This is a genomic window from Bacteroidales bacterium (assembly GCA_035299085.1).
Taxonomy (GTDB): Bacteria; Bacteroidota; Bacteroidia; order Bacteroidales; family UBA10428; genus UBA5072.
Genome location: DATGXG010000017.1, coordinates 1 through 24,192, shown reverse-complemented (window position 1 = coordinate 24,192; position 24,192 = coordinate 1). Strand labels below are relative to the sequence as shown.

At 43.3% G+C, this 24,192-nt stretch carries 24 protein-coding genes; 4 read left to right on the top strand and 20 right to left on the bottom strand.

The window, feature by feature from the left end; translation table 11 throughout:
• Positions 1-207: 207 nt before the first annotated feature.
• The 9 genes from VK179_04590 to VK179_04550 form a co-directional block, all read right to left on the bottom strand.
• Positions 208-1,509: an O-acetylhomoserine aminocarboxypropyltransferase/cysteine synthase gene (locus tag VK179_04590; protein HLO57996.1), complete on the bottom strand. Its 1,302-nt coding sequence runs from the start codon at positions 1,507-1,509 to the stop codon at positions 208-210.
• A 29-nt stretch (positions 1,510-1,538) separates the two neighbouring features.
• On the bottom strand, positions 1,539-2,507 hold the full coding sequence (gene cysK / locus VK179_04585) for a cysteine synthase A (GenBank protein HLO57995.1): 969 nt from the start codon (positions 2,505-2,507) through the stop codon (positions 1,539-1,541).
• 101 nt (positions 2,508-2,608) lie between these two features.
• Positions 2,609-3,268, bottom strand: a complete 660-nt coding sequence (locus VK179_04580) for a response regulator transcription factor (protein ID HLO57994.1) — start codon at positions 3,266-3,268, stop codon at positions 2,609-2,611.
• Positions 3,269-3,275: 7 nt separating this feature from the next.
• Positions 3,276-4,097 carry an ATP-dependent sacrificial sulfur transferase LarE gene (gene larE / locus VK179_04575; protein HLO57993.1) on the bottom strand — a complete coding sequence of 274 codons (822 nt, stop codon included), beginning with the start codon at positions 4,095-4,097 and terminating at the stop codon, positions 3,276-3,278.
• A gap of 240 nt (positions 4,098-4,337) precedes the next feature.
• Positions 4,338-5,180 (bottom strand): phosphate ABC transporter ATP-binding protein, encoded by an 843-nt coding sequence (locus tag VK179_04570; GenBank protein ID HLO57992.1) that lies wholly within the window; start codon positions 5,178-5,180, stop codon positions 4,338-4,340.
• A gap of 2 nt (positions 5,181-5,182) precedes the next feature.
• Positions 5,183-6,046, bottom strand: coding sequence for a phosphate ABC transporter permease PstA (gene pstA, locus VK179_04565; protein HLO57991.1), 864 nt, complete (start codon positions 6,044-6,046; stop codon positions 5,183-5,185).
• Positions 6,043-6,939 carry a phosphate ABC transporter permease subunit PstC gene (gene pstC / locus VK179_04560; protein HLO57990.1) on the bottom strand — a complete coding sequence of 299 codons (897 nt, stop codon included), beginning with the start codon at positions 6,937-6,939 and terminating at the stop codon, positions 6,043-6,045. The genes pstA and pstC overlap by 4 nt, the downstream gene beginning before the upstream one ends.
• Positions 6,940-6,945: 6 nt before the next feature.
• Positions 6,946-7,899: a substrate-binding domain-containing protein gene (locus VK179_04555; protein ID HLO57989.1), complete on the bottom strand. Its 954-nt coding sequence runs from the start codon at positions 7,897-7,899 to the stop codon at positions 6,946-6,948.
• A 12-nt stretch (positions 7,900-7,911) separates the two neighbouring features.
• Positions 7,912-9,036 (bottom strand): porin, encoded by a 1,125-nt coding sequence (locus VK179_04550; protein HLO57988.1) that lies wholly within the window; start codon positions 9,034-9,036, stop codon positions 7,912-7,914.
• Positions 9,037-9,181: 145 nt separating this feature from the next.
• Here VK179_04550 and VK179_04545 point away from each other — a divergent pair, with 145 nt between their 5' ends.
• Complete coding sequence (locus VK179_04545) at positions 9,182-9,628, top strand: Rrf2 family transcriptional regulator (protein ID HLO57987.1); 447 nt, start codon at positions 9,182-9,184, stop codon at positions 9,626-9,628.
• Here the strand turns inward: VK179_04545 and VK179_04540 are convergent.
• The 8 genes from VK179_04540 to VK179_04505 all read right to left on the bottom strand — a co-directional run bounded on the left by VK179_04540 (position 9,625) and on the right by VK179_04505 (position 19,106).
• On the bottom strand, positions 9,625-10,578 hold the full coding sequence (locus VK179_04540; protein ID HLO57986.1) for a GNAT family N-acetyltransferase: 954 nt from the start codon (positions 10,576-10,578) through the stop codon (positions 9,625-9,627). The genes VK179_04545 and VK179_04540 overlap by 4 nt on opposite strands.
• Positions 10,579-10,594: 16 nt before the next feature.
• On the bottom strand, positions 10,595-11,287 hold the full coding sequence (locus VK179_04535; GenBank protein ID HLO57985.1) for a (Fe-S)-binding protein: 693 nt from the start codon (positions 11,285-11,287) through the stop codon (positions 10,595-10,597).
• 9 nt (positions 11,288-11,296) lie between these two features.
• Positions 11,297-12,457 carry a cysteine desulfurase family protein gene (locus tag VK179_04530; GenBank protein HLO57984.1) on the bottom strand — a complete coding sequence of 387 codons (1,161 nt, stop codon included), beginning with the start codon at positions 12,455-12,457 and terminating at the stop codon, positions 11,297-11,299.
• 8 nt (positions 12,458-12,465) lie between these two features.
• Positions 12,466-13,167 carry a GTP-binding protein gene (locus VK179_04525; GenBank protein ID HLO57983.1) on the bottom strand — a complete coding sequence of 234 codons (702 nt, stop codon included), beginning with the start codon at positions 13,165-13,167 and terminating at the stop codon, positions 12,466-12,468.
• A 7-nt stretch (positions 13,168-13,174) separates the two neighbouring features.
• A complete protein-coding gene (locus tag VK179_04520; GenBank protein HLO57982.1) occupies positions 13,175-13,966 on the bottom strand; it encodes an ATP-binding cassette domain-containing protein in 792 nt (263 codons plus the stop codon).
• A gap of 246 nt (positions 13,967-14,212) precedes the next feature.
• Positions 14,213-15,157, bottom strand: coding sequence for a hypothetical protein (locus VK179_04515; protein ID HLO57981.1), 945 nt, complete (start codon positions 15,155-15,157; stop codon positions 14,213-14,215).
• Between the two features lie 149 nt (positions 15,158-15,306).
• Positions 15,307-16,674, bottom strand: a complete 1,368-nt coding sequence (locus VK179_04510; protein HLO57980.1) for a sigma-54 dependent transcriptional regulator — start codon at positions 16,672-16,674, stop codon at positions 15,307-15,309.
• Positions 16,671-19,106, bottom strand: coding sequence for an ATP-binding protein (locus VK179_04505; GenBank protein HLO57979.1), 2,436 nt, complete (start codon positions 19,104-19,106; stop codon positions 16,671-16,673). The genes VK179_04510 and VK179_04505 overlap by 4 nt, the downstream gene beginning before the upstream one ends.
• Positions 19,107-19,195: 89 nt before the next feature.
• Here VK179_04505 and VK179_04500 point away from each other — a divergent pair, with 89 nt between their 5' ends.
• Complete coding sequence (locus tag VK179_04500) at positions 19,196-20,035, top strand: undecaprenyl-diphosphate phosphatase (protein ID HLO57978.1); 840 nt, start codon at positions 19,196-19,198, stop codon at positions 20,033-20,035.
• Between the two features lie 16 nt (positions 20,036-20,051).
• Positions 20,052-20,825 carry an exodeoxyribonuclease III gene (locus tag VK179_04495; protein HLO57977.1) on the top strand — a complete coding sequence of 258 codons (774 nt, stop codon included), beginning with the start codon at positions 20,052-20,054 and terminating at the stop codon, positions 20,823-20,825.
• Positions 20,826-20,902: 77 nt separating this feature from the next.
• On the opposite strand, the gene VK179_04490 is transcribed toward VK179_04495, so the two are convergent.
• Positions 20,903-21,415 carry a hypothetical protein gene (locus VK179_04490; protein ID HLO57976.1) on the bottom strand — a complete coding sequence of 171 codons (513 nt, stop codon included), beginning with the start codon at positions 21,413-21,415 and terminating at the stop codon, positions 20,903-20,905.
• Between the two features lie 430 nt (positions 21,416-21,845).
• On the opposite strand from VK179_04490, the gene VK179_04485 reads away from it, so the two are divergent.
• On the top strand, positions 21,846-22,268 hold the full coding sequence (locus VK179_04485; protein HLO57975.1) for a GreA/GreB family elongation factor: 423 nt from the start codon (positions 21,846-21,848) through the stop codon (positions 22,266-22,268).
• Positions 22,269-22,278: 10 nt separating this feature from the next.
• Here VK179_04485 and VK179_04480 read toward each other — a convergent pair whose 3' ends face one another.
• Both VK179_04480 and VK179_04475 read right to left on the bottom strand, forming a co-directional pair.
• Entirely contained in the window at positions 22,279-22,776 is a 498-nt protein-coding gene (locus VK179_04480; protein HLO57974.1) for a hypothetical protein, read from the bottom strand.
• Between the two features lie 142 nt (positions 22,777-22,918).
• Positions 22,919-24,192, bottom strand: a 1,274-nt coding sequence (locus VK179_04475) for an alpha-L-fucosidase (GenBank protein HLO57973.1), incomplete at its 5' end; no start/stop codon positions are given.

The window sequence follows — 24,192 nt, the reverse complement described above, 5'->3', positions numbered from 1 at the left end:
AACGCTAATGTGGCTTCAGGCTCTTCTATACTCGTAAATGCTAGGCGAAGTCTGCGACTTCGTCTTTGCAGTTCTTCCGGTTTTTAATACTTCATTTGACTGCGTTATTAACGTTTAGATAAAGTTCTAGCACTGTTATAAGCGTTCAGACGAAGTCAGAGACTTCTCCTAGCACTTTCTTCAAACCTAAACCTCAAACTTCAAACTTCAAACAAGTTTCAACGCCTGCTCCAGATCCGCCTTTATATCATCTATATGTTCAATTCCGGTGGAAATACGGAGCTGACCGGGTATGACACCGGCACTGCGCTGTTCCTGTTCTGAAAGCTGCTGGTGCGTAGTGGATGCCGGGTGAATGATGAGGGTTTTGGCATCGCCCACATTGGCAAGATGACTGACAAGTTTCAGGTTATCGATTACCTTGTCGGCTGCATCTTTCCCGCCTTTGACAAGAAAAGACTGCACTCCTCCATATCCATGTTTCAGGTATTTCTTTGCCAGGCTATGATAGGGATTAGTTGGTAATCCCGGGTAATCCACGCTTTCAACTTTCGGATGCTTTTCAAGCCATTGTGCCAGTTCCAGGGCATTATCAACAGTTCTCTGAACCCTGAGCGATAACGTTTCAAGTCCCTGCAGAAGCAGGAACGCATTGAACGGACTAAGCGTCGCGCCGTAATCTCTCAGTCCTTCCACCCGGGCTCTGATGATAAAGGCAATATTGCCGAAGGGACCCGAACTTCCGAAGATCTCCCAGAATTTAAGCCCGTGATAACCTTCCGAAGGTTCTGTGAATTGAGGGAATTTTCCGTTCCCCCAATCAAAATTACCGGCATCTACTATGGCTCCGCCTATGCTTGTGCCATGTCCGCCAATCCATTTTGTTGCTGATTCAACCACTATATTGGCACCGTGTTCAATGGGCCTGAACAGGTAACCTCCTGCGCCGAATGTATTATCCACGACCAGTGGTATTCGGTGCTTTTTTGCCAGGGCGGCAAATGCATCGAAATCGGGAATATTGTATCTTGGATTACCGATTGTTTCAAGATAAATAGCCTTTGTACCGGCATCAATCGCTTTTTCAAAATCCTGCGGATTATCCCCGTCCACAAATTTCACATGAATGCCTAGACGCTTGAATTGTACTTTAAATTGATTGTAGGTACCTCCGTATAAATATGATGTCGATACGAAATTATCCCCTGCCTGCAGAATGTTTGAAAGGGCCAGGAACTGTGCTGCCTGTCCCGATGAAGTTGCCAGTGCTGAAACACCGCCTTCAAGCGCTGCAATGCGTTTCTCAAACACATCAGTCGTCGGATTCATTATCCTCGTGTAGATATTCCCGAATTCTTTCAGCCCGAATAAACTGGCTGCATGGTCCGAGCTTTTAAACACGTATGATGTGGTCTGATGAATGGGCACTGCCCTGGATCCGGTTACCGGGTCTGCCTCTTGGCCTGCATGAAGCTGCAGTGTTTCAAAATGTAAGTGGTTTTCTGACATAGTATTATAAATTGAATTGGTTATTCACGTCATTGTCCCGCGTAACTGAGCAGGGCTTCCTCGTTTTCAAAGGTATAGAGGGGAGTCGACAGGTATCTTTCACCCGTGTCGGGTAATACAACAACAATCTTCTTTCCTTTGTTCTCAGGTCTTTTGGCTACCTGCAAAGCTGCCCATGCTGCAGCACCCGATGAAATGCCTACGAGCAAACCCTCTGTGCGTGCCAGCTGGCGACTTGTTTCAAACGAATCATCATTTGAAACAGTGACAATTTCATCAATCACACTGCGGTTCAATACTTCGGGAATGAAACCAGCGCCTATACCCTGGATTTTATGCGGACCTTTGGGCCTTCCGGAAAGCACGGCTGAATCAGTTGGCTCAACAGCTATGATTTGTATATCTTTTTTACGGCTTTTGAGCACTTCGCCTACACCGGTTATGGTACCGCCTGTACCTATGCCACTAACAAAAATGTCAATTTCTCCGTCGGTGTCATTCCATATTTCTTCAGCTGTTGTTTGCCTGTGTATCTCGGGATTTGCCGGGTTTCTGAACTGATGAGGCATATAGGAACCGGGTATGGTGCTGAGCAATTCCTCAGCCCTGCGGATGGCGCCTCCCATTCCTTCGGGACCCGGTGTCAAGATTATTTTCGCACCAAGAGCCTTCAGAAGATTCCTTCTTTCCACACTGAATGTTTCGGGCATGGTGAGAATAAGCTTGTATCCTTTTGAAGCGGCTACAAAAGCCAGCGCAATGCCGGTATTGCCGCTTGTCGGCTCTATAATAGTTGAACCTGGTCTGATGATTCCTCTTCTTTCAGCATCTTCAATCATGGCGAGTCCGATCCTGTCTTTAACACTGCCGCCGGGATTAAAGTATTCGAGCTTTGCTATTACGATTGCCTCAGCACCCTGGGCTTTATTAAAATTGGAAAGCTCAAGTAATGGGGTCCTTCCAATTAAATCGGTCAGATGTTTATGAATCTTTGCCATAAAATTTGGTTTTAAATGATTGTACAAAAGTGCAAATCATTGATCTATGGCAAAATACCCGTGATCCGGTATATTGTCTACCCACTTAAGGGTATATGAAATCAGATGTGATATTCAATGTTGTCGATGATGCCTGCTTTTATGGCTATCATGATCATTTCGCTTACATTGGAAGCGCCTAGTTTGCGCAGGATGTTCTTTCGGTGAGTCATAATGGTATGGATGCTCAGGAATTTTTTCAGCGCAATTTCTTTATTTGTCATGCCGCCTGCAATCAGTCTTACAATCTCAATCTCTGATGCAGTCAGTTGCACTGAACCGTTAACTGGAGATTTTTTCTCCGTTGGCTCCATCAACAGGTCCATGACGAGACCTGAATAATACTTCCTGCCCTTGAAAGCCGCATCAATACAGTCGAGAATCTCATCCTTTTCGGCGGATTTATGCAGAATGTTCCGGATCCCACAACTATTCAGCTCTACAATCTCATTCCGGGTGAGGTTGTTTGTAAGAATTACTATGATCATCTCCGGAAATTTGGCTGTAAACGCTTTCAGGTCGCTGTAATTCTCGAAATCGAGGAGGCAGTAATCCATGATGAGCAACGACGAGATGCTTTTCTGAACCATGGTGATCAGCTCATCACGCGACCTTACTACATTAACGGATTCAAAGGAATCTTTCAATAATGTCTTTAATCCCTCAATGGCAAGGAACTGTGTGTCGGCGATAATGAGTTCGGCACGTGACTGTGAATTCATGCGATTGTTATTTCAGAACCGGTTTAAGTTCTTCATTCAGGCTTCCCTGCCTGTATCCTTCCAGGTCAATTGAAACATACTTATATCCGAGTTCTTTCATTTTAGTAACAATCTGTGTCCGGATATGATCATCGGCGATCTGTTTAATCTGAGCAGGAGAAATCTCGATCCGGATCGAATTCTTCTCGTGCCGCGCTCTCACATTCCGGAAACCCAGGTCAGCCAGGAAATTCTCCGCCGAATCAACCATCTCCAGTTTTTTAAGATCGATGGTTTCACCATAAGGAAACCGTGATGAAAGGCAGGCCAGCGCATCCCTGTCCCATGTGGGCAACTCTAACTGTTTAGAAAGTTCCCTTATGTCATTTTTTGTCATTTCGGCTTCCTGCAAGGGACTTCTGACATTTTTCTCCTGCAAGGCTTTACGGCCCGGGCGATGGTCACTCATGTCATCCATGTTCGACCCGTCAACCATATTTTTAAATTTTCCGGCTTCCATGTATTCGGCGACCTTCGTGAACAATTCATGTTTGCAGAAATAACAGCGGTTGACAGGATTGTTTACAAATTTCGGATCATCCACTTCTTTGGTGTGGATAATTTCTACCTCAACACCGATGCGGGCAGCGGTATCGAGAGCCCTGTCGTATTCACGCGACGGATAAGTGGGTGAAATAGCTAGAATAGCTTTTACATTCTTTGCCCCAAGTGTATCTACAGCTACTTTCAAAAGAAATGCGCTGTCAACCCCTCCGGAGTATGCAATCACCACATTGCCCATCTCACTGAGAATGGCTCTTAAACGAAGTAATTTTTCTTTCGGAGTCATAATGTGGTAAAACAGTTCAAAGGTTTAGATGTTCAGAAGTTTGAGGGTTTAGGGTTTGAGGTTTGAGGTTTCGGGTTTAGAGGTTTTGAAGTTTGAAGGGAGGGCTAGGCGAAGTTTTCAACTTCGTCTGAACGGAACTTTATTACTATGTTAATTATCTATCAATTCCGTTCAGACGAAGTCACAGACTTCGCCTGGCATCTTTGTATCCAGCATCCAGCATCCAGCATCCAGATTCCGCTAACTAAAACTCCCCGCCAAATAATCTTTCGTGAGCTGCTTTTTCGGGTGGTTGAAAAATTCTTCTGCCGTTCCTGTTTCTACGATTTTGCCCATGTACATAAACACGATGTAATCAGCTATGCGCCTGGCCTGCCGCAGCGTATGGGTTACAAGGATCAGCGAATACTTTTCCTTTAATTTCAGGAATAGTTCCTCAATAGTCTTGGTGGATATCGGATCAAGTGCCGATGTGGCTTCATCACCAAGAATAAACTCAGGTTCAACAGCCAGTCCCCTTGCCAGGCAAAGCCTCTGCTGCTGCCCGATAGAAAGCCGGCTTGCCGGTGTGCGCACTCTTCCCCTTACTTCATCCCATAAACCGACGTACTGCAGGTATTGGATTACCGTCTGGTTGAGTGCTTTTCTTTTTTTCAATCCGTGAATCCGTGGTCCGTACGCCACATTTTCGTATATAGACATCGGCAACGGACACGGTCTCTGCGCCAGCAATCCCATTTTCCTGCGGATATCGATCACATTCACACCGGGTGCATAGATATCTTCATCGTCAATATACAGGCTACCGGTCACTTTTACTTCAGGCGTTTCGTCGTGCATCCGGTTAAGCGTTTTCAGGAATGTGGATTTCCCGCATCCCGAAGGCCCCAGAACGCATGTGATGCTTTTTTCGGGTATAGTGAGATTGATGTCTTTCAGAATATGCTGATCATGGATATGCACATTCAGGTTCTCCACGCGGACCGACATGGGCTTTACATCCGGAAGGGTTGCCTGATCGATGATTTGATTAATGCCGGTGGCTTGACTGTCTTTCATGGGTTCTACAAATATATCTTTCATAACTAAATCTTATGTTTCGAAAACCGCGAACTGAAATACCTGGCTGAAAAACTCAGGATGAGAATGATGACTGTCAGAATCAGTGCCGATGCATAAGCACGGTTCTGGACCTCTTCCACAGGACTCCCGAGCTGGAAGAAAATGGACAGCGGGAGCGTAGCAGCCGGCTGATTCAGCGATGTGGGAATATTGTCGGTATAACCAGCAGTGAACAGTACTGTAGCCGCATCGCCAATGCCGCGTCCGACGGCCAGTAGCACTGCAGTCACAAGTCCGGGCATCAGTTGCCTTAACAGCACTTTTACCATTTCAAATTTTGTGGAGCCGAGTGAAAGCAGGGCTTCGGGCAGATCTTTGGGTAAAAGCCGTGTCACTTCGTCAAGCGATCGCATCATGATGGGCATAATGAGCATGGCTACTGTTATGATTCCCCCGAGAAGCGAAGACCGCATTCCCAGGAAAACCATGAGGGCAAAGCCAAAGGCTCCGTATACAATGGAAGGGACGCCAAAAAGAATGTCAAAGCAGAACCGGGTTATATTGCCGAAAACAGAATTCCTGCGAAGGTAGAAATTGATATACATCACAACCGGGATGCTCAGTGCAATACTTAACACAAGTGATCCACCCACGATGTAAAGAGATCCGACAATGGCATTGAGCACACCTCCTTCTTTACCCAGGTAAAATCCTCCTCCCGGAAGTTTGGTGATCATGTCGAGGTTCAGCGAAGGCAGCCCTTTGTAAATAATAGTACCGATAATAAAAATCAGGATTCCCATTATGATGGCTGCGCACACAATCATCAGCGCCTTAAAAAAGATCTCCTCGGCTTTCTTTATATGCGATGTTTTCGATGGTATCATAAACTGTATCTTTTCTCAATTTGAACCAGGGTCACTCTTGAAGCCGCATTAAACAATACGACAATGATGAAGAGTAGCAATGCCGCAAGCATCAGAGCTGATTCATAGCTGGGCATCGAAAGCATTTCACCGTAATTATTAGCGATCAAAGCCGGCAGGGGGTAACATCCGTCAAAAATACTTTGCGGGATAAATGAAATGTTACCGCAAACCATCAGAACCGCAATGGTTTCGCCAAAAGCACGCGAAACCGAAAGTACTACAGCGGCTATGATGCCCGGAAACGATTTCCTTAACACAACCTTTTTGACAGTCTGCCATTTGGTGGCTCCGAGCTGTAATGAGGCATCCCTCATTTCACGGGGAATGGCATCAAAAACTTCAAGCAGCACGCTGATCAGCAAGGGCAGTATCATCACGGCAAGCACGATTCCGCCGGCCAAAACGGAATACCCCGATGAATACTCCACGAAATGCGGTGCAAGATGGTTTGCAATGAACGGCACTATGGTAAGCGTTCCCCATACACCGAAAATGACGGATGGTATACCCGACAAAACATCGATAAAGGGCTGAAAGACCCTCCTGAGTTTTGATGAAGCATAGGTGTTCAGGTAAATTGCCGTCATCAGCGACAGGGGTAAGGCGATGGCAATGGCCAGCAGGGATACGTAAATGGTGCTGAGAATGTAGGGAAGAAATCCGAAATCCCCCTTGAAGGGTTTCCAGTTTCCGGACGTCAGCAGCACCCAGATCCCTTTTTCCCTGATTATCGGTAATGCATTAATAAACAGCCCGGTTCCGATAATGATAAGGAACAACAGGGCAAAAACAGTAATGCCCCGCATGATATGCCGGGCAGAATTGTCTTTTAAAGCTCTAATATATTGCATAGTACTCTACTGTATCTTCTTTTGTTCGGTTTGTATTCTTTCTTTAGGAAGCGCAATGTAACCGGCCTCGTGAACATACTTCTGACCATCCGTTAAAACCCAGCGAATAAATTCAGTAAGTACTTTATTGTTTTTCGGATTCCCTTTGGTGACAAAGTAAAGTTCACGCGCTGGCGGAGATGGATATTTTCCTGATGCTATTGCCGCAATGAGGTCATTCATCGAATTGTAAAAATTCTCATCCGCATCAATTTTTCCATTGTTGTTTAAATCAAGCGGAACAACCCGGATACCCTTTACCTGTTTTTTTGTCGTCGCATCATAGGCATAACCGATGTTGTTAAATCCAATTCCCAGCGGGTCCCTTTTCACCGCCTGGGCCAGCCCGGGATCCCCGAAAACTCCTACGCCCAGCAAATCCTCCTGTTTTTTTCCGAAATACTTTGCCCACATCTCTGCAGCACCGCAGGCATCGGAGCGGGTATAGATATGTATGGGGGCGGACGATTTAATGCCAAAAGCCTGCGACCAGCCTCTTACTTTACCGGTAATCCAGATATTATTGCCGGCATCCTTTTTTAAACCTTTTGCCAGGATATCGTTGAGCGCAGGATTTTGTTCACTGACAACGGCGACAACGGCATCCTTTGTAACTGCTATGGGATAGGCGCCTTTTTTAATTTCTTCCGGGTTGATCTCACGCGAAACCATTCCGATTTCCACCATTCCGCTCAGCGCATCGGCAATTCCCTTACCGGCACCACCGGCAGAAATATCAATTTTCACTGACGGATGAAGTTTCCTGAATTCTTCTGCCCATTTCACAGTCATCGGATACAAGGCAAAAGCTCCTGATATACTGATCTGACCTGATAATTTATCCTGGCCGGCAGCTTTCTGACCTAAAAGTGTGCTGTAAAATAAAACAGCAGAGAGCGTGATTAGTGAGGTATATTTCATTGTCAGGGTATATTAAAAACCTATTTGATACTGAATGGACAGGTAATTGTTTTTTATAGCAGTTCCCTGCTCCTGCTTTATTGTATAAAATGCCTGCAGACGTGACCATGAATTGAAGTTCAGGTTGGCTCCAAAAACATAATTGGTGCCGATATTGTCATCTTTATCCTTGTCGGGATCAAATGTGTCGTACCGGGCAACAAGCTGCAATTTCTGGGGAATCACAAAATAGCCGGCCATGGCATACCATCCGGCCTTGTCGGTTTTTCCGTCCTTACCCATAAGGTACTCAGCCTTTGTCATGAAACGGGTGGCCGTGTAGCTGGCTTCAATGCCAAACCGGTTTCTTGCCTGGCTGCGCCCTTTGAATTCTGCTGCCGGTTTAATGGCCTTTCCCCAGCCATTGTAATACGAGGTTCCGAAGGACAATCCTTTCACAGGATTGATTATTAATCTTCCTACAACATCCTTGGCATCATTGGCCGTATCGGCAATATTGATCCCCGATCCGTTGAAAACGCCTATCCTGTATTCAACATAATTCGTTGTGCCTTTTTTAATCAGCGCACCGCCGAGCTGGATACCGATGTCTCGACCATTGTGATTGCCGATCACATCTTTACCGCGGGCTGTTAACGCATCAACGGCCTGTGCGAAATCAATCACTTCGAACTTATTCATTGAAGTCAGGTTCTCAAGTGAAAAAGGAATGCGGAACTGACCGGCAGTGATCTGAAAATAGTCATTCAATTTGATTTCGGCATAGGCATCCAGTAATTTGGGACTGCCTGCAAAATCGGCCTGCAGCCTGTAACCAAAAAAGGGTGTAAAATTTCCTTTGATATCAAAACGAGCCCTGCGAATATCGAACCCATCTCTTTTAGTTTTTTCATCAAATACCTGGTACCGCATTTGCGTATAACCGGCAAATTGAATGGAACGGGCTGCTGAGGCAGGAAACGACTTTTTATTGGCATCGGCATCCTGCTGCTTGATCGCCGCATCCGCCCTGATTGAATCAGCCTGCTCCTGCGAAATGGTTTTGTTGGCTATAAGTAAATTCAGTACATCGTTCGGAGTTTGACCGTGTAATGAAAGGACCGGAACCAAAAGGAAAAGGAGTAGAAATTTTTTCATGCGAATTATTTTGAAAGTAAATGGTTCATAATGTCTACTGAATTAGTGTACAAATGTAAATTAGTGTACATTTACACATAAGGGCATATAAACTGAAATTGAATAGGTATATATACGTATATTTGTAAACCTTAAATCTTGCATTGTGATTCTTTCAAAGAAAACAAGATACGCAATGGTAGCCCTGACTCATTTGGCTCGAAAATATGGTCAGGGCCCGATACAAATTAGGGATATTGCGGAAAAAGAACAAATTCCCCAGCGATTTCTTGAAGGAATTTTACTTGAACTTCGAAAACTGGGAATTCTGGGAAGTAAATTAGGTAAGGACGGCGGTTATTTTCTACTGCGGAAACCTTCGGAAGTAAGCCTGTTCGATCTTGTCAGGCATTTTGAAGGTACAATAGCCCTTATGTACTGCGTTTCGGAAAAGGCCTACAGGCCCTGTGAATTTTGTAAGGATGAAACTGCCTGCCAGATCAGGAATGTCTTCAAGCAGGTGAGGGATAACACTCATGAAATACTGAAAAAGGCTACCATGGATACCCTCATTCAGTCGCCCGGCTGTCCCCCGGATCAGCCGGCTTCTTAACCGGCTTTTTTCAGCAGTTCCTGAGTACTCTGAATTCCGGTGTATCTTTCAAGCTTATGTGAATAAATATCCCTGATGGTTATAAGGATGGCTGTTTCATCTGTGTTTCCGAAATCTTTATTGTGAAATGTTCCCATTACTTTAATCGAAGGCGACAACTTTAAATAGGCATTGAACATCGGAGGCACAGGTGTTCCCATTTTGCGCATCATTCCTGACAATTCAGCATAATCATTTTCAATTTCAGAAAATGTTTTGGTAGTATGTATTTTCTGACCGCCAAAAGGCAATTCCATTGGGTGAATCGGTTTTACCAACCCGGTTTGCCCGAAATAATTGTACATGAAGTTTAACAACATCAGTTTCGCATCTTCAGGAAACTGCCGGTAAAGGGTCACCTTGCCAAAAAAATAACGGGCGTCGGGATACAATTTTATAAGGGCACCTAATCCATCCCAGAGATTGTCAAGAATGAATATCGATTTGCGGATTACTCCGGTGGATTGATATTTCGGTGTAATAAAAGCCCGGCCCAGTTCAATTGACCATGGAAGGTAGTTCTCAACAAAATCGCCGCTGAAATTAAAATGGTCGCTGAAAGTTATCCTGGATAAATACCTGCAAGATTGTGTCACTTCCGGTACCCAGGCAAACCGGTATCCGCCTGCTATTTCTTTTTGAACCGGATCCCATACAATCAGCTGCTTGTATGGCTGTTGCTGGAAATCGAAATGGTCAATATCAAGGTAATTTCCGGTTCCGCCACCGGCTTTCCTGAATGTCGTTTCTCTTAGCCTTGCGACTTCAAGCATCAGGTTAGGTGCGCTGTGATAATCGAAAATATATATCTCGTTATTATCTTTATTGGTTTTCCGTATGAACCGGGCCTGATTCAACTCTCTGACAAGCAGCTCTTTTTTTACATTCCCTAAAATTCTTTTCTTTCTCATAACCCATATTTTAGTTTTAACCAATCAGCAATCCTTCAATCCTCACTTTATAGCTTCCATCCCTTAATTTTACAACCGCATTAACAAGTCCACTGTGCCGCCATTGCAGCATGCAACGACGGGGGAGGAACCAGTAACGGCGGCCTAATTTAATTTCCTCACGCGATTCTTTGATTATTCCTTCATAAGCCTGTGAAACATAATATCCGATATCAATAAAGCCTTCAGACCGCGGGCGAAGTGGACCAGTGACATTCCAGAAAATTACACCGTTTCGGGGATCGACATCCGAAACCACACCGCAATGGGTTACCGGACAACCGCATGACATACCCATGGGCCTGCCGATCATAACATCACCTTTCTTTACCCCTAATTCCTTCACGAGTGTTGGATTGTAAGGTAGAATGGTTTCTTTAGGCCCGGGCTCACCGTCAAAAACATCGAGTATAAAATCAAAATCACGCTGCAAACTGTCCTTCCAGTCCAGCTTTTCTCCAAGATTTTCTGAGAATGAGCAAGTCAGGCAATTATGCTGATTTTGTACCCGGGTCACGGCCTTCTTTGCGTGTATGCACTTTTCAATTGCTGTTTCATCTGAATCTACAGCACCGGCAAAATCAACACAGGTTTTATAGCCGCAGGCGCCACAATTCAGGTTGGGTAATAATTCAAGCGTAGTTTTCTGTATTGAAAAAGTAGGTTCCATAATTTAGGTTTAATAGGTGAATATTGAATTGAGCTTTTTAACGGAATCGGATAAGGTTTGAATAAAGCTCCTTATATCGTTTTCAGTTGTGTTTTTGCCCATACTGATGCGAATTGCCCCCCTGGCTTCAAACTGATTAAGGCCTATAGCCTGGAGTACATGCGAAGTATGTGTCCTGTCGTTTGAAGAACAGGCCGATCCGGCTGAAACCGCTATACCGGCCTCATCAAGAAGCAGCAACAATCGCATTGTCTCTCCTTCAAGACCATGAAAGCTGAATGAAAGATGTCCCGGTATTCGTTCTTCAGGATGCCCGAGAATATAAACATTATCATACGAATCCATCAGAGCATTACTAAGCAGTTTTTGTAACCGGGTTAATTTCATGGCCCGTTCATTGATTTCAGGGAGAAACAGCCTGACAGCCTTAGCAAAACCAGCTATCCCGGGTATGTTTTCAGTGGAAGCCCGCAATCCGTTTTCCTGTCCTCCGCCATGCAAAAGAGGAGTGATGCTAATCCCTTTTCTCACATATAAGGCCCCGACACCTTTAGGCCCATAAATCTTATGAGCATTGATTGTCATCAGGTCTGTTTTATCCCTTGTTACATTGATTGGCATTTTTCCATAGGCCTGGCAGGCATCGGAATGAAAGGGAATTCCAAGCTCTCTGCACATCTTCCCAATATCTTCAACAGGCTGGATGGTTCCTATCTCGTTATTTGCATACATTACCGAAACCAGGATTGTCCTGGGGGTTATCAGGTTCCTGAGCATATCCCTGTCAATGGTACCGAAGGAGTCAACCGGAATATAGGTAATAAAAAAACCCTGCGTTTCAAGCCATTTACAGGCATTTAAAATACAATCATGCTCGATGGATGAAACTATGATGTGATTTCCTTTATGCCGGTTTGCAAAAGCAATGCCTTTAACGGCCATATTATTGGCTTCAGTGCCTCCTGATGTAAAGAAAATTTCTTCAGGATTTGCCCCGATTGAAGCAGCTATAGTCGCCCTGGAATGATCGAGTATCTCCCTTGCTTTGGTTCCAAATGAATGCAGGCTGGAGGCATTACCATAGAACTCGGTATAACAGCGGACCATTGCATCCAGGATTTCAGGATCAAGGCTGGTTGTAGCGGCGTTATCAAGGTATATTCTTTTCATAAAACCTGTTATTCTCCAATGTAAAAGAGCTCCTGTTCCATGGTTCGTAATACCCCGAAATGGTTTTTAGCACCAATTTCCTTTTTCCCCACACAGATGGTGCAGGTTCCCACCGGCGGATTCCCCCTCAGGTACATTGGAAACTGTATGTCAGTGGTCTTCAGAATTTGATTTACAATCGGATCAATTCCGATTCCGTATAATGCATTGCTTTCAACAACTGTGGTTTTCTTTGCTGTTTCAAGCACCCTGTACCGGAAAACTTCCCTTTCGGCCTGTGATATAAGATCTATTTTTGTAATAACACAGGTATCTGCCAATGTCAGCATGGGCCCTATTTTACGGGGAAGGTTCATCCCGCTTGTTGCTTCAAGCACAACAACGCCCAGCGAATTTTCAACATATGGTGAACAACGCAGGCAAAGACCAGCGGTTTCCACAAAAAGGTAATCCGATTGCTGTTGTTCGGCCCATTCAACGGCTTCGTCCAGGACAACCACGTTGCAGTGATCGGGACATAATTCGCCGGAATATATTTTCTTAACCGGTATGTTGAATTCCGACCTGATTAACTCATCTTCATTGGCATAAAGAACATCAATTTTGATATAGGCCGGTTTTAAATTACGGGCAATGATACGCCTGATCACCTGGCGAATTACGGTCGTCTTTCCGCATGTAGGAGGTCCGGCAAAAATTATCAGCTTCATGATTATATTAATTAAGAGTGGCTATTTCATTCAATATTCCCGAGCTTATTTTCTCACCGGCCCTTATGAGGCTTCTGAAGTGCAGGATAACATCATCCAGATCCCTGAGCTTTTTAGCTACTTCCTGTTCATTATCGTCTGATCTCAGAACTTTTTGCATGGCCCCGTTCCTCATAACGATTCTGAAATCCGATAAAAGCGCAATAGCCGGATCGTGTGTCACAAATACAAATATTTTCCGGTAAGCTTTAAGCAATTCAAGGGCACGGGTTTTATGAATGCCTGCATTTTCAATTTCATCAAGAAGGATAATCGGGGAATTACCTATGATTACTGCATCGGCAATGAGCAGTGAACGGGTCTGGCCTCCTGATAGCTCAGTCATGGCGGTATCTTTTATAATGGCTTCACCCGTTAATTGGTTGGCAAACCCGATAGTTTCATCAACAACTTTCTCCACATCAGTTGCACCCCGCACTTTAGCGTGTATTGTCAGGAATTCGCCCACCGGAAGATCACTTAAAAAATTAGTGTGCTGTGAGATCAGCGCGATCGGATGTTTTACCGGATCAAACGTGAAATCATCAGGAACCGGTTCATTATTAATTAGTATTCGCCTGTCAGAAGGAGTGTTCTGATTCGCAAATAATTCAATATCGTTAATCAGAGTTGTTTTACCGCAACCGGTAGGGCCCACAATGCTGATTATGTCTCCCATGTTGAATTCAACCTGCAAAACTTTCTCACGGGATTGATCTTTTCCTTTTCCACCCAATATGGTTATTCTGTTGATATCCATTATGTCTACATTTAAAATACGTAAAGTCTATCGAATAAGTGTACAATACAAACATACGAATGCCTTCCAGGGAAAGCATTCGTATAAAAGCCAATTTTATATAGGAATAGATGCGTATTTCTAACAGGTATTTATACCGGGGGGTATAAAAAATTAATGGGTTAGCCGGATGATTTCCGTAACGGCTAACCCATTGCAATAGCAGAAAAGAACGGGAATGTCGGATTCTCTCTGTTTTGGACCTAACTAGCGATTAACTTCTACTACTGCATATTTGGACAACTTCCAGAATGATGCCGGATCTTTGATTTCGATTGAAGAAATCATATCCGAGCCGTCTTTAACCATTTCATATGAACCTGATGGATGCTCGGTAACAAGTTTTGCCGATTTTGAATTAACGGGTATTGATGTGGTTTGTGTAATGTCGATTTGTTTGAAAAGATCGTTTTTCAGTGAATCTTCCTGGACGGTTTCCTTACGGCCCAGGCCAAGAACGCCACCTTCTTTTTCAATCAAACCTTTTTCCTTTAAGTCCTTGTAGGTACCTTTTACGTAATAGGCTGTGTTCATTTCATCGGTCTGATGTGAAATAAAGCTTTCACGATTGGCCAGCGTAAGTTGCATGGTATCCATTTTCCGGCTCATTTCACCTATTTCGAAGTCACGGTTCACCAGTTCCATTTTCAGATTGGCAATGTCCGTATCGCGCTGCTGAATATTCGCTGTAAGCGTATCTACGCGGGCCTGTAAACCGGCCATGTTCAATCCCGATTTCCTGAGCTGGGAATTCAATGATGTAATCTTCTTCTTGTTCTGGTCGATCAAATCCCTGATATACTGGATCTCGGTCAGAATTTCCTTTTTCTTGTCTTTGGATATCTCCGGGTTCATCGACTGCATGGTAAGCATGTTCTCCCTTGCAGTGATTTTACGGATGTCGCTTTCAATTTCATTAAAAGCTACAACCCATTCATTTATGATCGAATCGCGCCTTGTAAGCTGTGAAGAAAGATCGATCTTTTCATTTTTCAGAAGGCTTGCCTCCTCGGCACTCTTCTTTTGATTTCGCGTAAGAACTATAGCACCTACAATGATTACAAGCAACAACGATACTGCAAGAGCTGCAATTACACCTTTATTGTTGCCGCGATTTCCGGAGCTATAATTAATGGATGAATCGTTATTCATATTTCAATCCTCCTGTTGTTTAAAATATTTTTGACAAATCAGGATAAACAACGATCGTTCCAAAAATGGATTAAAAGTTAAATAATAGAAAAACAGATATTTAGAAAATGAGGTTGTTTAAGATTTTCTCAAAATAAGAAAACGGTATTTCATTTTGGCAATTCCGGATTCATTTCCTTCATCAGCCTGTAAATGGTAGATACACCGATATCCAGTTTCTGCGCTACAAGCTTGATGTCATTGTTGTATTTCTTTAAGTAAGAGTTGATAATCTTCAATTCATAATCACGGAGAGTTAACTCCTTATGATCATCAATAACATCAGCCGGTTTATCAGAATCGAGAATAATATCCGACGGCCGTATTTCATCGAAATCCGACAGGGTGACAGCCAGCTCAATAATCGCCTTTAATTCCCTGATGTTTCCGGGATACCTGTAATCGATCAGTTTCCTTTGTGCTCCTTCAGAAAGTTTTTTAAGTGGCAGACCGTTTTCACGACTGAATTGTTCGATGAAATGTTTGGCCAGAAGAAGGATATCATTTCCCCTCTCCCTCAGGGAAGGTAATTCAATGGGAAGTCCAATTATCCTGTAGTAGAGATCTTCGCGGAATTTTCCTTTTTTTACTTCTTCTTTCAGATTTTTGTTGGTGGCCACAATGATCCGGCAATCCGTTTTAATGGTCTGATTGCTGCCAACCCTCACAATCTCCCTTTCCTGCAATGCTCTCAGGAGTTTGACCTGCAGGGCAGGATCCATTTCGGCAATTTCATCAAGGAAAAGGGTTCCTCCGTTTGCTTCTTCAAATTTACCCACACGCCTGTAAGTGGCGCCTGTAAATGCACCTTTCTCATGACCGAAAAGTTCGCTTTCCATAAGTTCAGCCGGAACAGCAGCCACATTAATGGCAACAAATGATTTGTCTTTTCTTTTCGAATTATAATGAATGGCTTTGGCAACAAGTTCCTTCCCTGTTCCGGTTTCGCCATAAACCGATACATTGATATTCGTATTCCGGGCTTTTTCAATCATCTCATACACCACATCCATATTTTTGCTTTCGCCGAGGATGCTATTTTTGAAATCGTACTTTTTCTGAACTTCTTTCTTCAGCTTGGATATTTCAACCAGCAAACCCATTTCCTTCCGTATGTTCTGCACGGTGTTCAGCAACCGGTCCCTGATATCGTTTGATTTGATGATATAATCCTTGGCTCCCAGTTTCAGCAGTTCGATAACCGTATTAATATCATCCTGCTCTGATATCAGCACTACCTGGATGTCGGGATAATCCTCCTTTATGCGTTTCAGCAGTTCAGTGCCGTTCGTATCGGGCAACCGGTAATCGAGTGTTACAATGTCCGGAGTTTCATGCAGGCTGTTCAGGAAATCCTTTCCGTTAAAAAACGATTTCACTTCATAATCAGGATTCAGCGACAGCGTATGCACAAGGAGCTTGTTATACCAGTCGTTATCCTCTACCACATATATGAGTACCGAATTATCTGTTTTCATAGGCTCTCCATGTGCTTCTGCAATTCTCTTTTCACAATCGTGAATTCATGTGACGATTCATCCGAAAGTCTTACAAGCTCTTCTGAATACTCGCCGCTTTTTGCCGTGTTCTCAATCAGTTTGAGATTCGAATATAAAAAGTCGGCACCTACATGTTTGCATGGCGCTGAAATTTTGTGGGCAATTTCGTAAATATCCTGCACATTATTGTCTTTTACAGCCTGTTCAAGACCTGAAATACCCTTTTCAGTGGTTTCGATAAATGATTCAAGTAGTTGCCTTACAAAGGAAACATCGTTATTGGCAAGATGGTAAACATTGTCAAGGTTCAGCGTTGTATTCTTCGGTGTTTCCTCTTTGATTTCAGGCTGCCCGGTTAAGCCGGAGGATTGATTATGAATAACCGAGGTGATGGTGTCCAGCAGCATTTTTTCATTAAAAGGTTTGGGTAGAAAGGCATTCATGCCACTTTTGAGCATACCCGACTTATCTTCTTCCGACCAGGTGGCCGAGGTGGCAATCACAGGCAATTTATGTGAATCAAAGCCCAGTTTATTCCGGATAAATTGAACGGTTTCGAGACCATCGGGGCCGGGCATCCTGTTATCCATGAATACGATATTGAATCCGCCAGTTTTAATTTTCTCAATGGCTGTAAAACCATCACCGGCCTCGTCAAAGCGTAGTTGCCATCTTTTAAAAATGGTTGAAAACAACATACGGTTATACTCTTCATCATCCACTACAAGAATGCTGAGATTTCTTAATTCAGCAGAAACAGGAAGGGTTTTTTGCGTAATCGTACTCTTAATTTCTTCGCCAATTAAATAAGGAAGCCTTACGCTGATGAGGGTTCCCCGTCCGGGTTCACTTTCAAGAGTAACGCTGCCGTTATGAAGTTCCACAAGCTTTTTAACAATGGAAAGACCCAGGCCGGTACCGCCGAATTTCCTGTTGGTTCCGGCTTCTGCCTGGGTGAAATCTTCAAAGACCTTATCCTGCATTTCCTTGCTGATACCTATACCGGTATCTTTTACATCCAGGCAAAGATCAAATGAACGACCGCTTTTGTTTTCGGCCCGGGCCTTTATCTGTACCATACCGTTACGGGTGAACTTGATTGCATTCCCTGTAAGATTCAGCAGGATCTGCTTTAACCGGTGTGAATCGCCATACACAAAAGCAGGCGTGTTGTCACTGATGGTTACCGACAAGTCAGTATAATTCGACAGGGCATCGTTCAGGAAGAGCAGTTTAAGGTCTTCGAGGAGCGCAGGGAGACTGAAATGTGTTTTCTCGAGTTCAACTGTGGCGTTCTGCAGTTTTGAAAAATCAAGCAGATCGTTTACAATGCGCACAAGATGTTGTGATGTGGATTGAATGACACCGGCCATTTTATACGTTTCCCCGTCGAGATCTTTATGAAGCAACTGTTCCGAAAAACCATAAATGGCATTCACGGGAGTTCTGATTTCATGACTCATATTGGCCAGGAACAACTCTTTCGCTTTAGCCAGTTTTTCGGTTTCCTGCTTCGATTGTTCAAGGGCTTCCTGGTATTCCCTTGTTTTGCGAACAAAGCGTATCACCACGATGATGACGGAGATAATCAACAGCGAAGCTACTGCTGAAAAAAGGGCAAGCCACTTATACGTTTTCCGGGCAAGCAGGTCTGCAGCATGGGAATTAGCCTTCACTGAATCGGTCACTTCTGTTTCCATCCGGGCTATGACAAGGTAAAGCCACTCACGGATTTCATTGCCGGTTACAGCCAACCTTGATTCCTTTTGAAGCATAAGTGAATCCTTTTGAATTTTCCGCTGCTCCATCAGGTCAAGATCCCGCATAATTTTCTGTCTTGTCTGCTCCCTGGCCTGTTCCCTTGCCAGTGCTTTCTGAGCTTCCTCCTCTTTTATGGCTTTTCTGCTGAAAACACGCTTCAGGATGCTTTTTCTCGGAGAAGTGTCCTGTTGTTCTTTCAGGGTTTCCACTGCAATTTTTCCAACTAGCTCCCTTACATAAATATCGAGTGAATCATTATGATACATATCAATCATATCGTTCCACACCAGCATATAATCTTCAATCAGGCTGCTGATTGTGTCCACCTGGTGGAGAAGTGTAGTGTCTTCCGCACTGGCTGCCCTTAACGAATCGATTTTCTTATCAATATTTCCTATGATATCGTAATATGGCCGTATATCCTCCTGTTGTTGGGTCAGGCGGTAAACTCTTACACTGCTCTCCGCTTTATCTAGGTCGGTTGAAATTTCTTTAATCATCACAAGCTTCAGGTCGGGCCTTGTTTTTAATTGTATGGAAGCCACAATAAGCGACAGGTTCCTATAAGCCAAATAACCGGCAGCAGAAACCAGGATGGCAAACAGGAACATGAGAAGTCCTACCTTTAACGGTAATGAATTGTTTTTCATTAACAGGAATTGAATTTCTCAACAAAACTATATCATTTGTACCATATATTAAGAAGACAGTATTTCTATCTTTGCATTTTTACTTAATTATGAACCTGTTTCAAAGCATTATCATCGCCATTGTAGAAGGAATCACTGAATTTCTTCCTGTTTCAAGTACCGGACATATGATCATAACCCAGAAGTTGCTGGGCGTTGAACCGGGTGAATTTGCCAATTTATTTACAGTAAATATTCAGCTGGGAGCTATCCTGTCGGTTGTTGTGCTATACTGGAAAAGATTTACGGAACCCCTTAAAAACAGTGCTGTTGATAATTCGGCTCCCCTTGTTTCCAGGTTAACGCAAAAATTTGATTTTTATCTGAAGCTTTTTGTGGCATTCCTTCCTGCTGCGGTGTTTGGCTTTATTTTTATAGGCTATATAAACAAAATGCTTGAGAATGTTGTTGTTGTCGCCATATCGCTTGTTGCCGGAGGGATCGTTTTGATTTTCGTGGATAACTGGTTCAAAAAACCGGCCGAAGATCAGGCAGTTACCTATCCGAAAGCGCTAAAAATAGGTTTATTCCAGGTGATTTCCATGATTCCGGGTGTTTCAAGGGCTGCGGCCACAATTATCGGGGGACTTACTCAGAAGCTAAACCGTAAAAATGCGGCCGAATTTTCATTTTTTCTTGCTGTTCCCACTATGTTGGCTGCGTCGTTGTATGAATTACTAAAAACCTATTCAAATATCACATCGGATAATATTAAGATTTTACTTATAGGGAACGCTGTGGCTTTTATTGTTGCCATGATTGCGATTAAGGGTTTTATTGCCTTTCTTACAAAGCATGGTTTCAAAGTTTTCGGCTATTACCGGATCGTTGTCGGTCTTATCATATTGATCATGCTGGCTCTCGGATATAATTTGAACATTATCGGATAAATTTAAACCAGACGGAATGGAGCGATTAAGAATACTTTCATGGAATGTGAACGGAATACGTTCGCAGATTGGCAAGGATTTTTACAATACCGTAAGAAACCTTAACCCGGATATCCTTTGCCTTCAGGAAACCAAAGCACAGTATGAAAATATGCCGGATCTCACAAAGGAACTTCCTGCTTATGAAATGTATCTTAATGCCGCCGTTCAGAAGGGGTATGCCGGAACAGCAGTGCTTTCGAAGGTTAAGCCCCTTTACCAGACAAAAGATATCGGCATGGAAAAGCATGACCAGGAAGGCAGGGTCATCAATCTTGAATTTGAATCCTTCTACCTTGTCAATGTATATGTTCCGAATTCAGGCCAGGAATTGAAACGGCTCGATTACAGGAAAGAATGGGATGAGGAATTCCTCAATCACATTAAAAAGCTGGATACGAAAAAACCGGTCATTGTAATCGGCGATCTGAATGTGGCTCATGAACCGATCGACCTTGCCCGGCCAAAGGAGAATTATAATAAGGTGGCCGGTTATACCCAGGTTGAAATCGACGGTTTTAAAAAACTCACGGAAGCCGGTTTTGTGGATACATTCAGGCACCTTTACAAAGATAAGGTTCAGTATACGTATTGGTCACAGCGGTTTAATGCAAGGGCTAAGAATGTGGGGTGGAGGATCGATTATTTTATAGTGAGCAAAAGATTTGTCAGTAACGTAAAAGATTCATTTATTCTCGACCAGGTGATGGGATCCGACCATTGTCCGTTAGGAATCGACATTGAGGTATAAAAATTAAAAAACCTGCTGGCTATCTCTTCAGCAGGTTTCCTAATTAACCTCATTTATCGCACACATACTCGTTATTTTTATCTGGTTTCGGCCATCATAGTGTCTGCATTGTTCATCTGTTCGTCTGAATCAAATCCGGTGGTTTCCGGTGCCTTATATTTTATTTCAGCGTTCATTTTATCTGCAAACATCTGAAGACTTTCCAGTTCAGGAGCTACTTCTACTTCAACGTCAACTGCAGGGGCTTTGTACATTATGGAAGCCTGTTCAGAAGCCATATAAGCGTTCAATTCATCAATTGTTGCTTCAATATCGTTTGCCTCAGTAGTTTCAGGAGCGCGGTACATTATTGAAGCCTGTTCTGCATTTACAAAGTTCTCCAGGTTTTCAACGGCAAGGACGGTTTCTTCAGTCTCTGCTAAAACAGGAGCTTTATAAAGAATGGCCTGTTCCTGTGCTTTCATATACATGTTCAAATTTACCATTGCGTTGCTGTAATCACCGGCTTTCATACCTGTACCAAGTACCAAAGCAGTTAAAGCGGTTAACCCAAGTTTTTTAAGGTTGCTGATGTTAGTCTTTGTTTTCATTTTCATATTTGTTTTTTAGGTTGTTGAATAGGGATTTACACTATCCGTGCCAAACTGTTTAACAACCATTAAAACAAATAGATACAAAATATTTTAACAATTAATTGACACTCATTTCTGTTTCAGATAGGTTCACTTCATGTACGAAATCGGACAGCCGAATATTTGACACCATTTCCTTAGACCCCACCCCTGCCCCTCCCCTAAAAGGGAGGGAATGGAGATTTTTGGAATTGGAGGTCTTATGAGAGCTACTATAAACTTCCCAATTCCACTATTGTATCTCCCCCTCCCTTGTAGGGGAGGGGCAGGGGTGGGGTGAACTGTTAATAAACCTTAAATTGTTAACAGGTGGGTAAATCCGATTGGTTTTGAATCAAATAAATGTTACATTTAAAGTATACACTATTCTTTAACAGATCCTTTAAACATGGGTACTACAGTAAGAAACATCGCGAGTCTCGATTATCTCAGGCTGATTAATTTGATTTATAACGATGTCAGGCAACAGGAAATTCCTTGTGAAAACCTGCATCATCTTTACCTGATGCTTGAAACGGCCAGGAAAGTAAAATCTGAAAGCATTCCCCAGAATATAGTTACAATGAATTCAAACGTTGTGGTTAAATTCGTAAGATCGGGTGAAGTCAAAACAGTGAAGATCGTTTATCCCAATGATCCGAGTCTCAATAAAGCCGAAAACAGCATACCGGTATACAATCCGCTGGCTATTTCAATACTTGGCCATAAGGAACACGACATCTGCTTCAGCAAAAGCGGGGCTGGTGAGGAGCCTGTAATTATCGACAAGATCCTCTTCCAGCCCGAGGCGCATAAGCTATATAACCTGTAGGCTTACTGGTTCAATATGCATAGTGAATTTCCGGAATTACACTCCGGAAATCAGAGATACTTTTTGCCCATGAATTACCCGTAGCTTTTAGCTCATCGGTTACAAGAGTCATTTCATCAACAGTTATAGTCAATTTCTTACCTTTTTTTATCAGGTCCTTATTTGCAAGATACAGTCTCTTTGTTGAATTGTACAATTCCGATTCCCTTGGGACCAGCCGGAACGACAATCTCACATTGGTACAATTGCCGGGTAACTCTATAATATCTGATCTCCCTCCTTCAGCATAGATATCGTTTAAATCATCCTGCCTTACAATATCACCGGCTACGCTGTAACATATGACTATTGCCTCCCAAAGGGTACCGTTAAGGTAGGGAGTGTCGTTATGCATTGTCTTCAGATTGTTAATTACCTGGTAGGTAGATGCCGGTTCGTCTTTATCTTTCCCGCAGGATGCAACGCATAATATTACTGTAAGTACTGCAAATAATAGGCCTTTTTTCATTTGAGAATGATTTGGGTTTAACGAATTGTAATAACGGTTTTAAGAGTTGTCAGGCAGATTTTTGATTTTTAGTTTTAAGGCAAGAATGGTTAGTAATGCGAATACAGCGAAGACAAAGGTTACCAGCCTGCTTAAAAAACTATTATTGTGTTTCGAGAACTAGCGTACTCACATTTAACTCAGGTTGAAGTTTGTCTAAAAAAATAGTAATGCCGTTTTGATCCTGTGCAAAACGCAGTGACGAACCTTGCAGTTGTTTACAATAAGTAATTTTTGCTGCAACAGGAGGTAATTGAAGGGTATCCCTGGCTGTAAGGAGGTGAATGTAAATCGTATTGTCCTTCTGAACCGAACCATATACATCATCAATCGGCTCAAAGGGTCCGGGCCTTGTGCCATAAATACTTTCACCATATTGAGTCAGCCAGTCACCCACTTCTTTGAGACGGGCAATATGCGATTCAGGGATTCGACCCTGTGCATCAGGGCCTACATTAAGCAGCATGTTTCCACCCCGGTCCACCGTATTGACAAGCATAACCAGGATTTCTTTCAATGACATCAGGTTTTGTGCTTCATTGTAGCCCCAACTGGTCTGGTTGAGGTTTAAACATTTCTCCCAGGGTGTATAAATAATTGGGCCTGTTATTTTAGCTCCTCCTTCCTTGCATTGAAAATCCCCTTCCCATCCTGAACGCGGGCTGATTACCACATCGGGCTGATAGCTCCTGACCATTTTATTCAATTTAACAGGTTCCCAGAACCATGCAGCGTCAGCATCAGTACCGTTATGTGCGAGCCATCCTCCATCGTACCAAAGAATATCGATCTTTCCATAGTTTTTCATTAATTCTTCTACCTGCCCGTAACCTTGTTTCTTCATCAACGCGGCATTTTCGGCCAGTTCTTTTGGTTTGAAATAGCCGGGGAAACGCCAATCCATGGGAGAATAGTAAATACCGACAGCCAATCCGGCTTTTCGGCATGCTTCTGTATACTCTTTTATAAAATCCCTGTGTGCTGCCGTTTCATAACTGTTAAAGTGAGAGTAGCTGGCAGGACTATTCCATAAGGCAAATCCGTCATGATGACGGGCGGTCAAAACCATGTATTTCATACCCGCGTCCTTTGCAGTCTTTGCCCAACCATCGGCATCAAAATGCTGAGGGTTAAATTGTGCGGCAAGTTTTGCATATTCCTCTGCGGGAATCTTGTTGTTGAACATAGCCCATTCACCTTTTCCTTCAATGGCATACAGTCCCCAATGGATAAACATTCCGAACTTTGCATCCTGCCACCATTTCATCTGCTCATTTGACAGTCTTAGTTCAGGGGCAACAATTCCGTTAACGCCTTTAATTCCGTCATACTTCTCCATTGATTTTAATTCATCGCCTTTCAGCTCCTGGGCGTTGA

What these genes read in the sequence shown, in the direction of transcription:
- cysK (HLO57995.1), bottom strand. Translation starts at nt 2,507, where the DNA reads ATGGCAAAGATTCATAAACATCTGACCGATTTAATTGGAAGGACCCCA.
- pstA (HLO57991.1), bottom strand. Translation starts at nt 6,046, where the DNA reads ATGATACCATCGAAAACATCGCATATAAAGAAAGCCGAGGAGATCTTT.
- VK179_04550 (HLO57988.1), bottom strand. Translation starts at nt 9,036, where the DNA reads ATGAAAAAATTTCTACTCCTTTTCCTTTTGGTTCCGGTCCTTTCATTA.
- VK179_04535 (HLO57985.1), bottom strand. Translation starts at nt 11,287, where the DNA reads ATGGAACCTACTTTTTCAATACAGAAAACTACGCTTGAATTATTACCC.
- VK179_04485 (HLO57975.1), top strand. Translation starts at nt 21,846, where the DNA reads ATGGGTACTACAGTAAGAAACATCGCGAGTCTCGATTATCTCAGGCTG.
- pstC (HLO57990.1), bottom strand. Translation starts at nt 6,939, where the DNA reads ATGCAATATATTAGAGCTTTAAAAGACAATTCTGCCCGGCATATCATG.
- VK179_04540 (HLO57986.1), bottom strand. Translation starts at nt 10,578, where the DNA reads ATGAGAAAGAAAAGAATTTTAGGGAATGTAAAAAAAGAGCTGCTTGTC.
- VK179_04500 (HLO57978.1), top strand. Translation starts at nt 19,196, where the DNA reads ATGAACCTGTTTCAAAGCATTATCATCGCCATTGTAGAAGGAATCACT.
- larE (HLO57993.1), bottom strand. Translation starts at nt 4,097, where the DNA reads ATGACTCCGAAAGAAAAATTACTTCGTTTAAGAGCCATTCTCAGTGAG.
- VK179_04555 (HLO57989.1), bottom strand. Translation starts at nt 7,899, where the DNA reads ATGAAATATACCTCACTAATCACGCTCTCTGCTGTTTTATTTTACAGC.
- VK179_04525 (HLO57983.1), bottom strand. Translation starts at nt 13,167, where the DNA reads ATGAAGCTGATAATTTTTGCCGGACCTCCTACATGCGGAAAGACGACC.
- VK179_04515 (HLO57981.1), bottom strand. Translation starts at nt 15,157, where the DNA reads ATGAATAACGATTCATCCATTAATTATAGCTCCGGAAATCGCGGCAAC.
- VK179_04570 (HLO57992.1), bottom strand. Translation starts at nt 5,180, where the DNA reads ATGAAAGATATATTTGTAGAACCCATGAAAGACAGTCAAGCCACCGGC.
- VK179_04580 (HLO57994.1), bottom strand. Translation starts at nt 3,268, where the DNA reads ATGAATTCACAGTCACGTGCCGAACTCATTATCGCCGACACACAGTTC.
- VK179_04480 (HLO57974.1), bottom strand. Translation starts at nt 22,776, where the DNA reads ATGAAAAAAGGCCTATTATTTGCAGTACTTACAGTAATATTATGCGTT.
- VK179_04510 (HLO57980.1), bottom strand. Translation starts at nt 16,674, where the DNA reads ATGAAAACAGATAATTCGGTACTCATATATGTGGTAGAGGATAACGAC.
- VK179_04490 (HLO57976.1), bottom strand. Translation starts at nt 21,415, where the DNA reads ATGAAAACAAAGACTAACATCAGCAACCTTAAAAAACTTGGGTTAACC.
- VK179_04590 (HLO57996.1), bottom strand. Translation starts at nt 1,509, where the DNA reads ATGTCAGAAAACCACTTACATTTTGAAACACTGCAGCTTCATGCAGGC.
- VK179_04495 (HLO57977.1), top strand. Translation starts at nt 20,052, where the DNA reads ATGGAGCGATTAAGAATACTTTCATGGAATGTGAACGGAATACGTTCG.
- VK179_04520 (HLO57982.1), bottom strand. Translation starts at nt 13,966, where the DNA reads ATGGATATCAACAGAATAACCATATTGGGTGGAAAAGGAAAAGATCAA.
- VK179_04505 (HLO57979.1), bottom strand. Translation starts at nt 19,106, where the DNA reads ATGAAAAACAATTCATTACCGTTAAAGGTAGGACTTCTCATGTTCCTG.
- VK179_04530 (HLO57984.1), bottom strand. Translation starts at nt 12,457, where the DNA reads ATGAAAAGAATATACCTTGATAACGCCGCTACAACCAGCCTTGATCCT.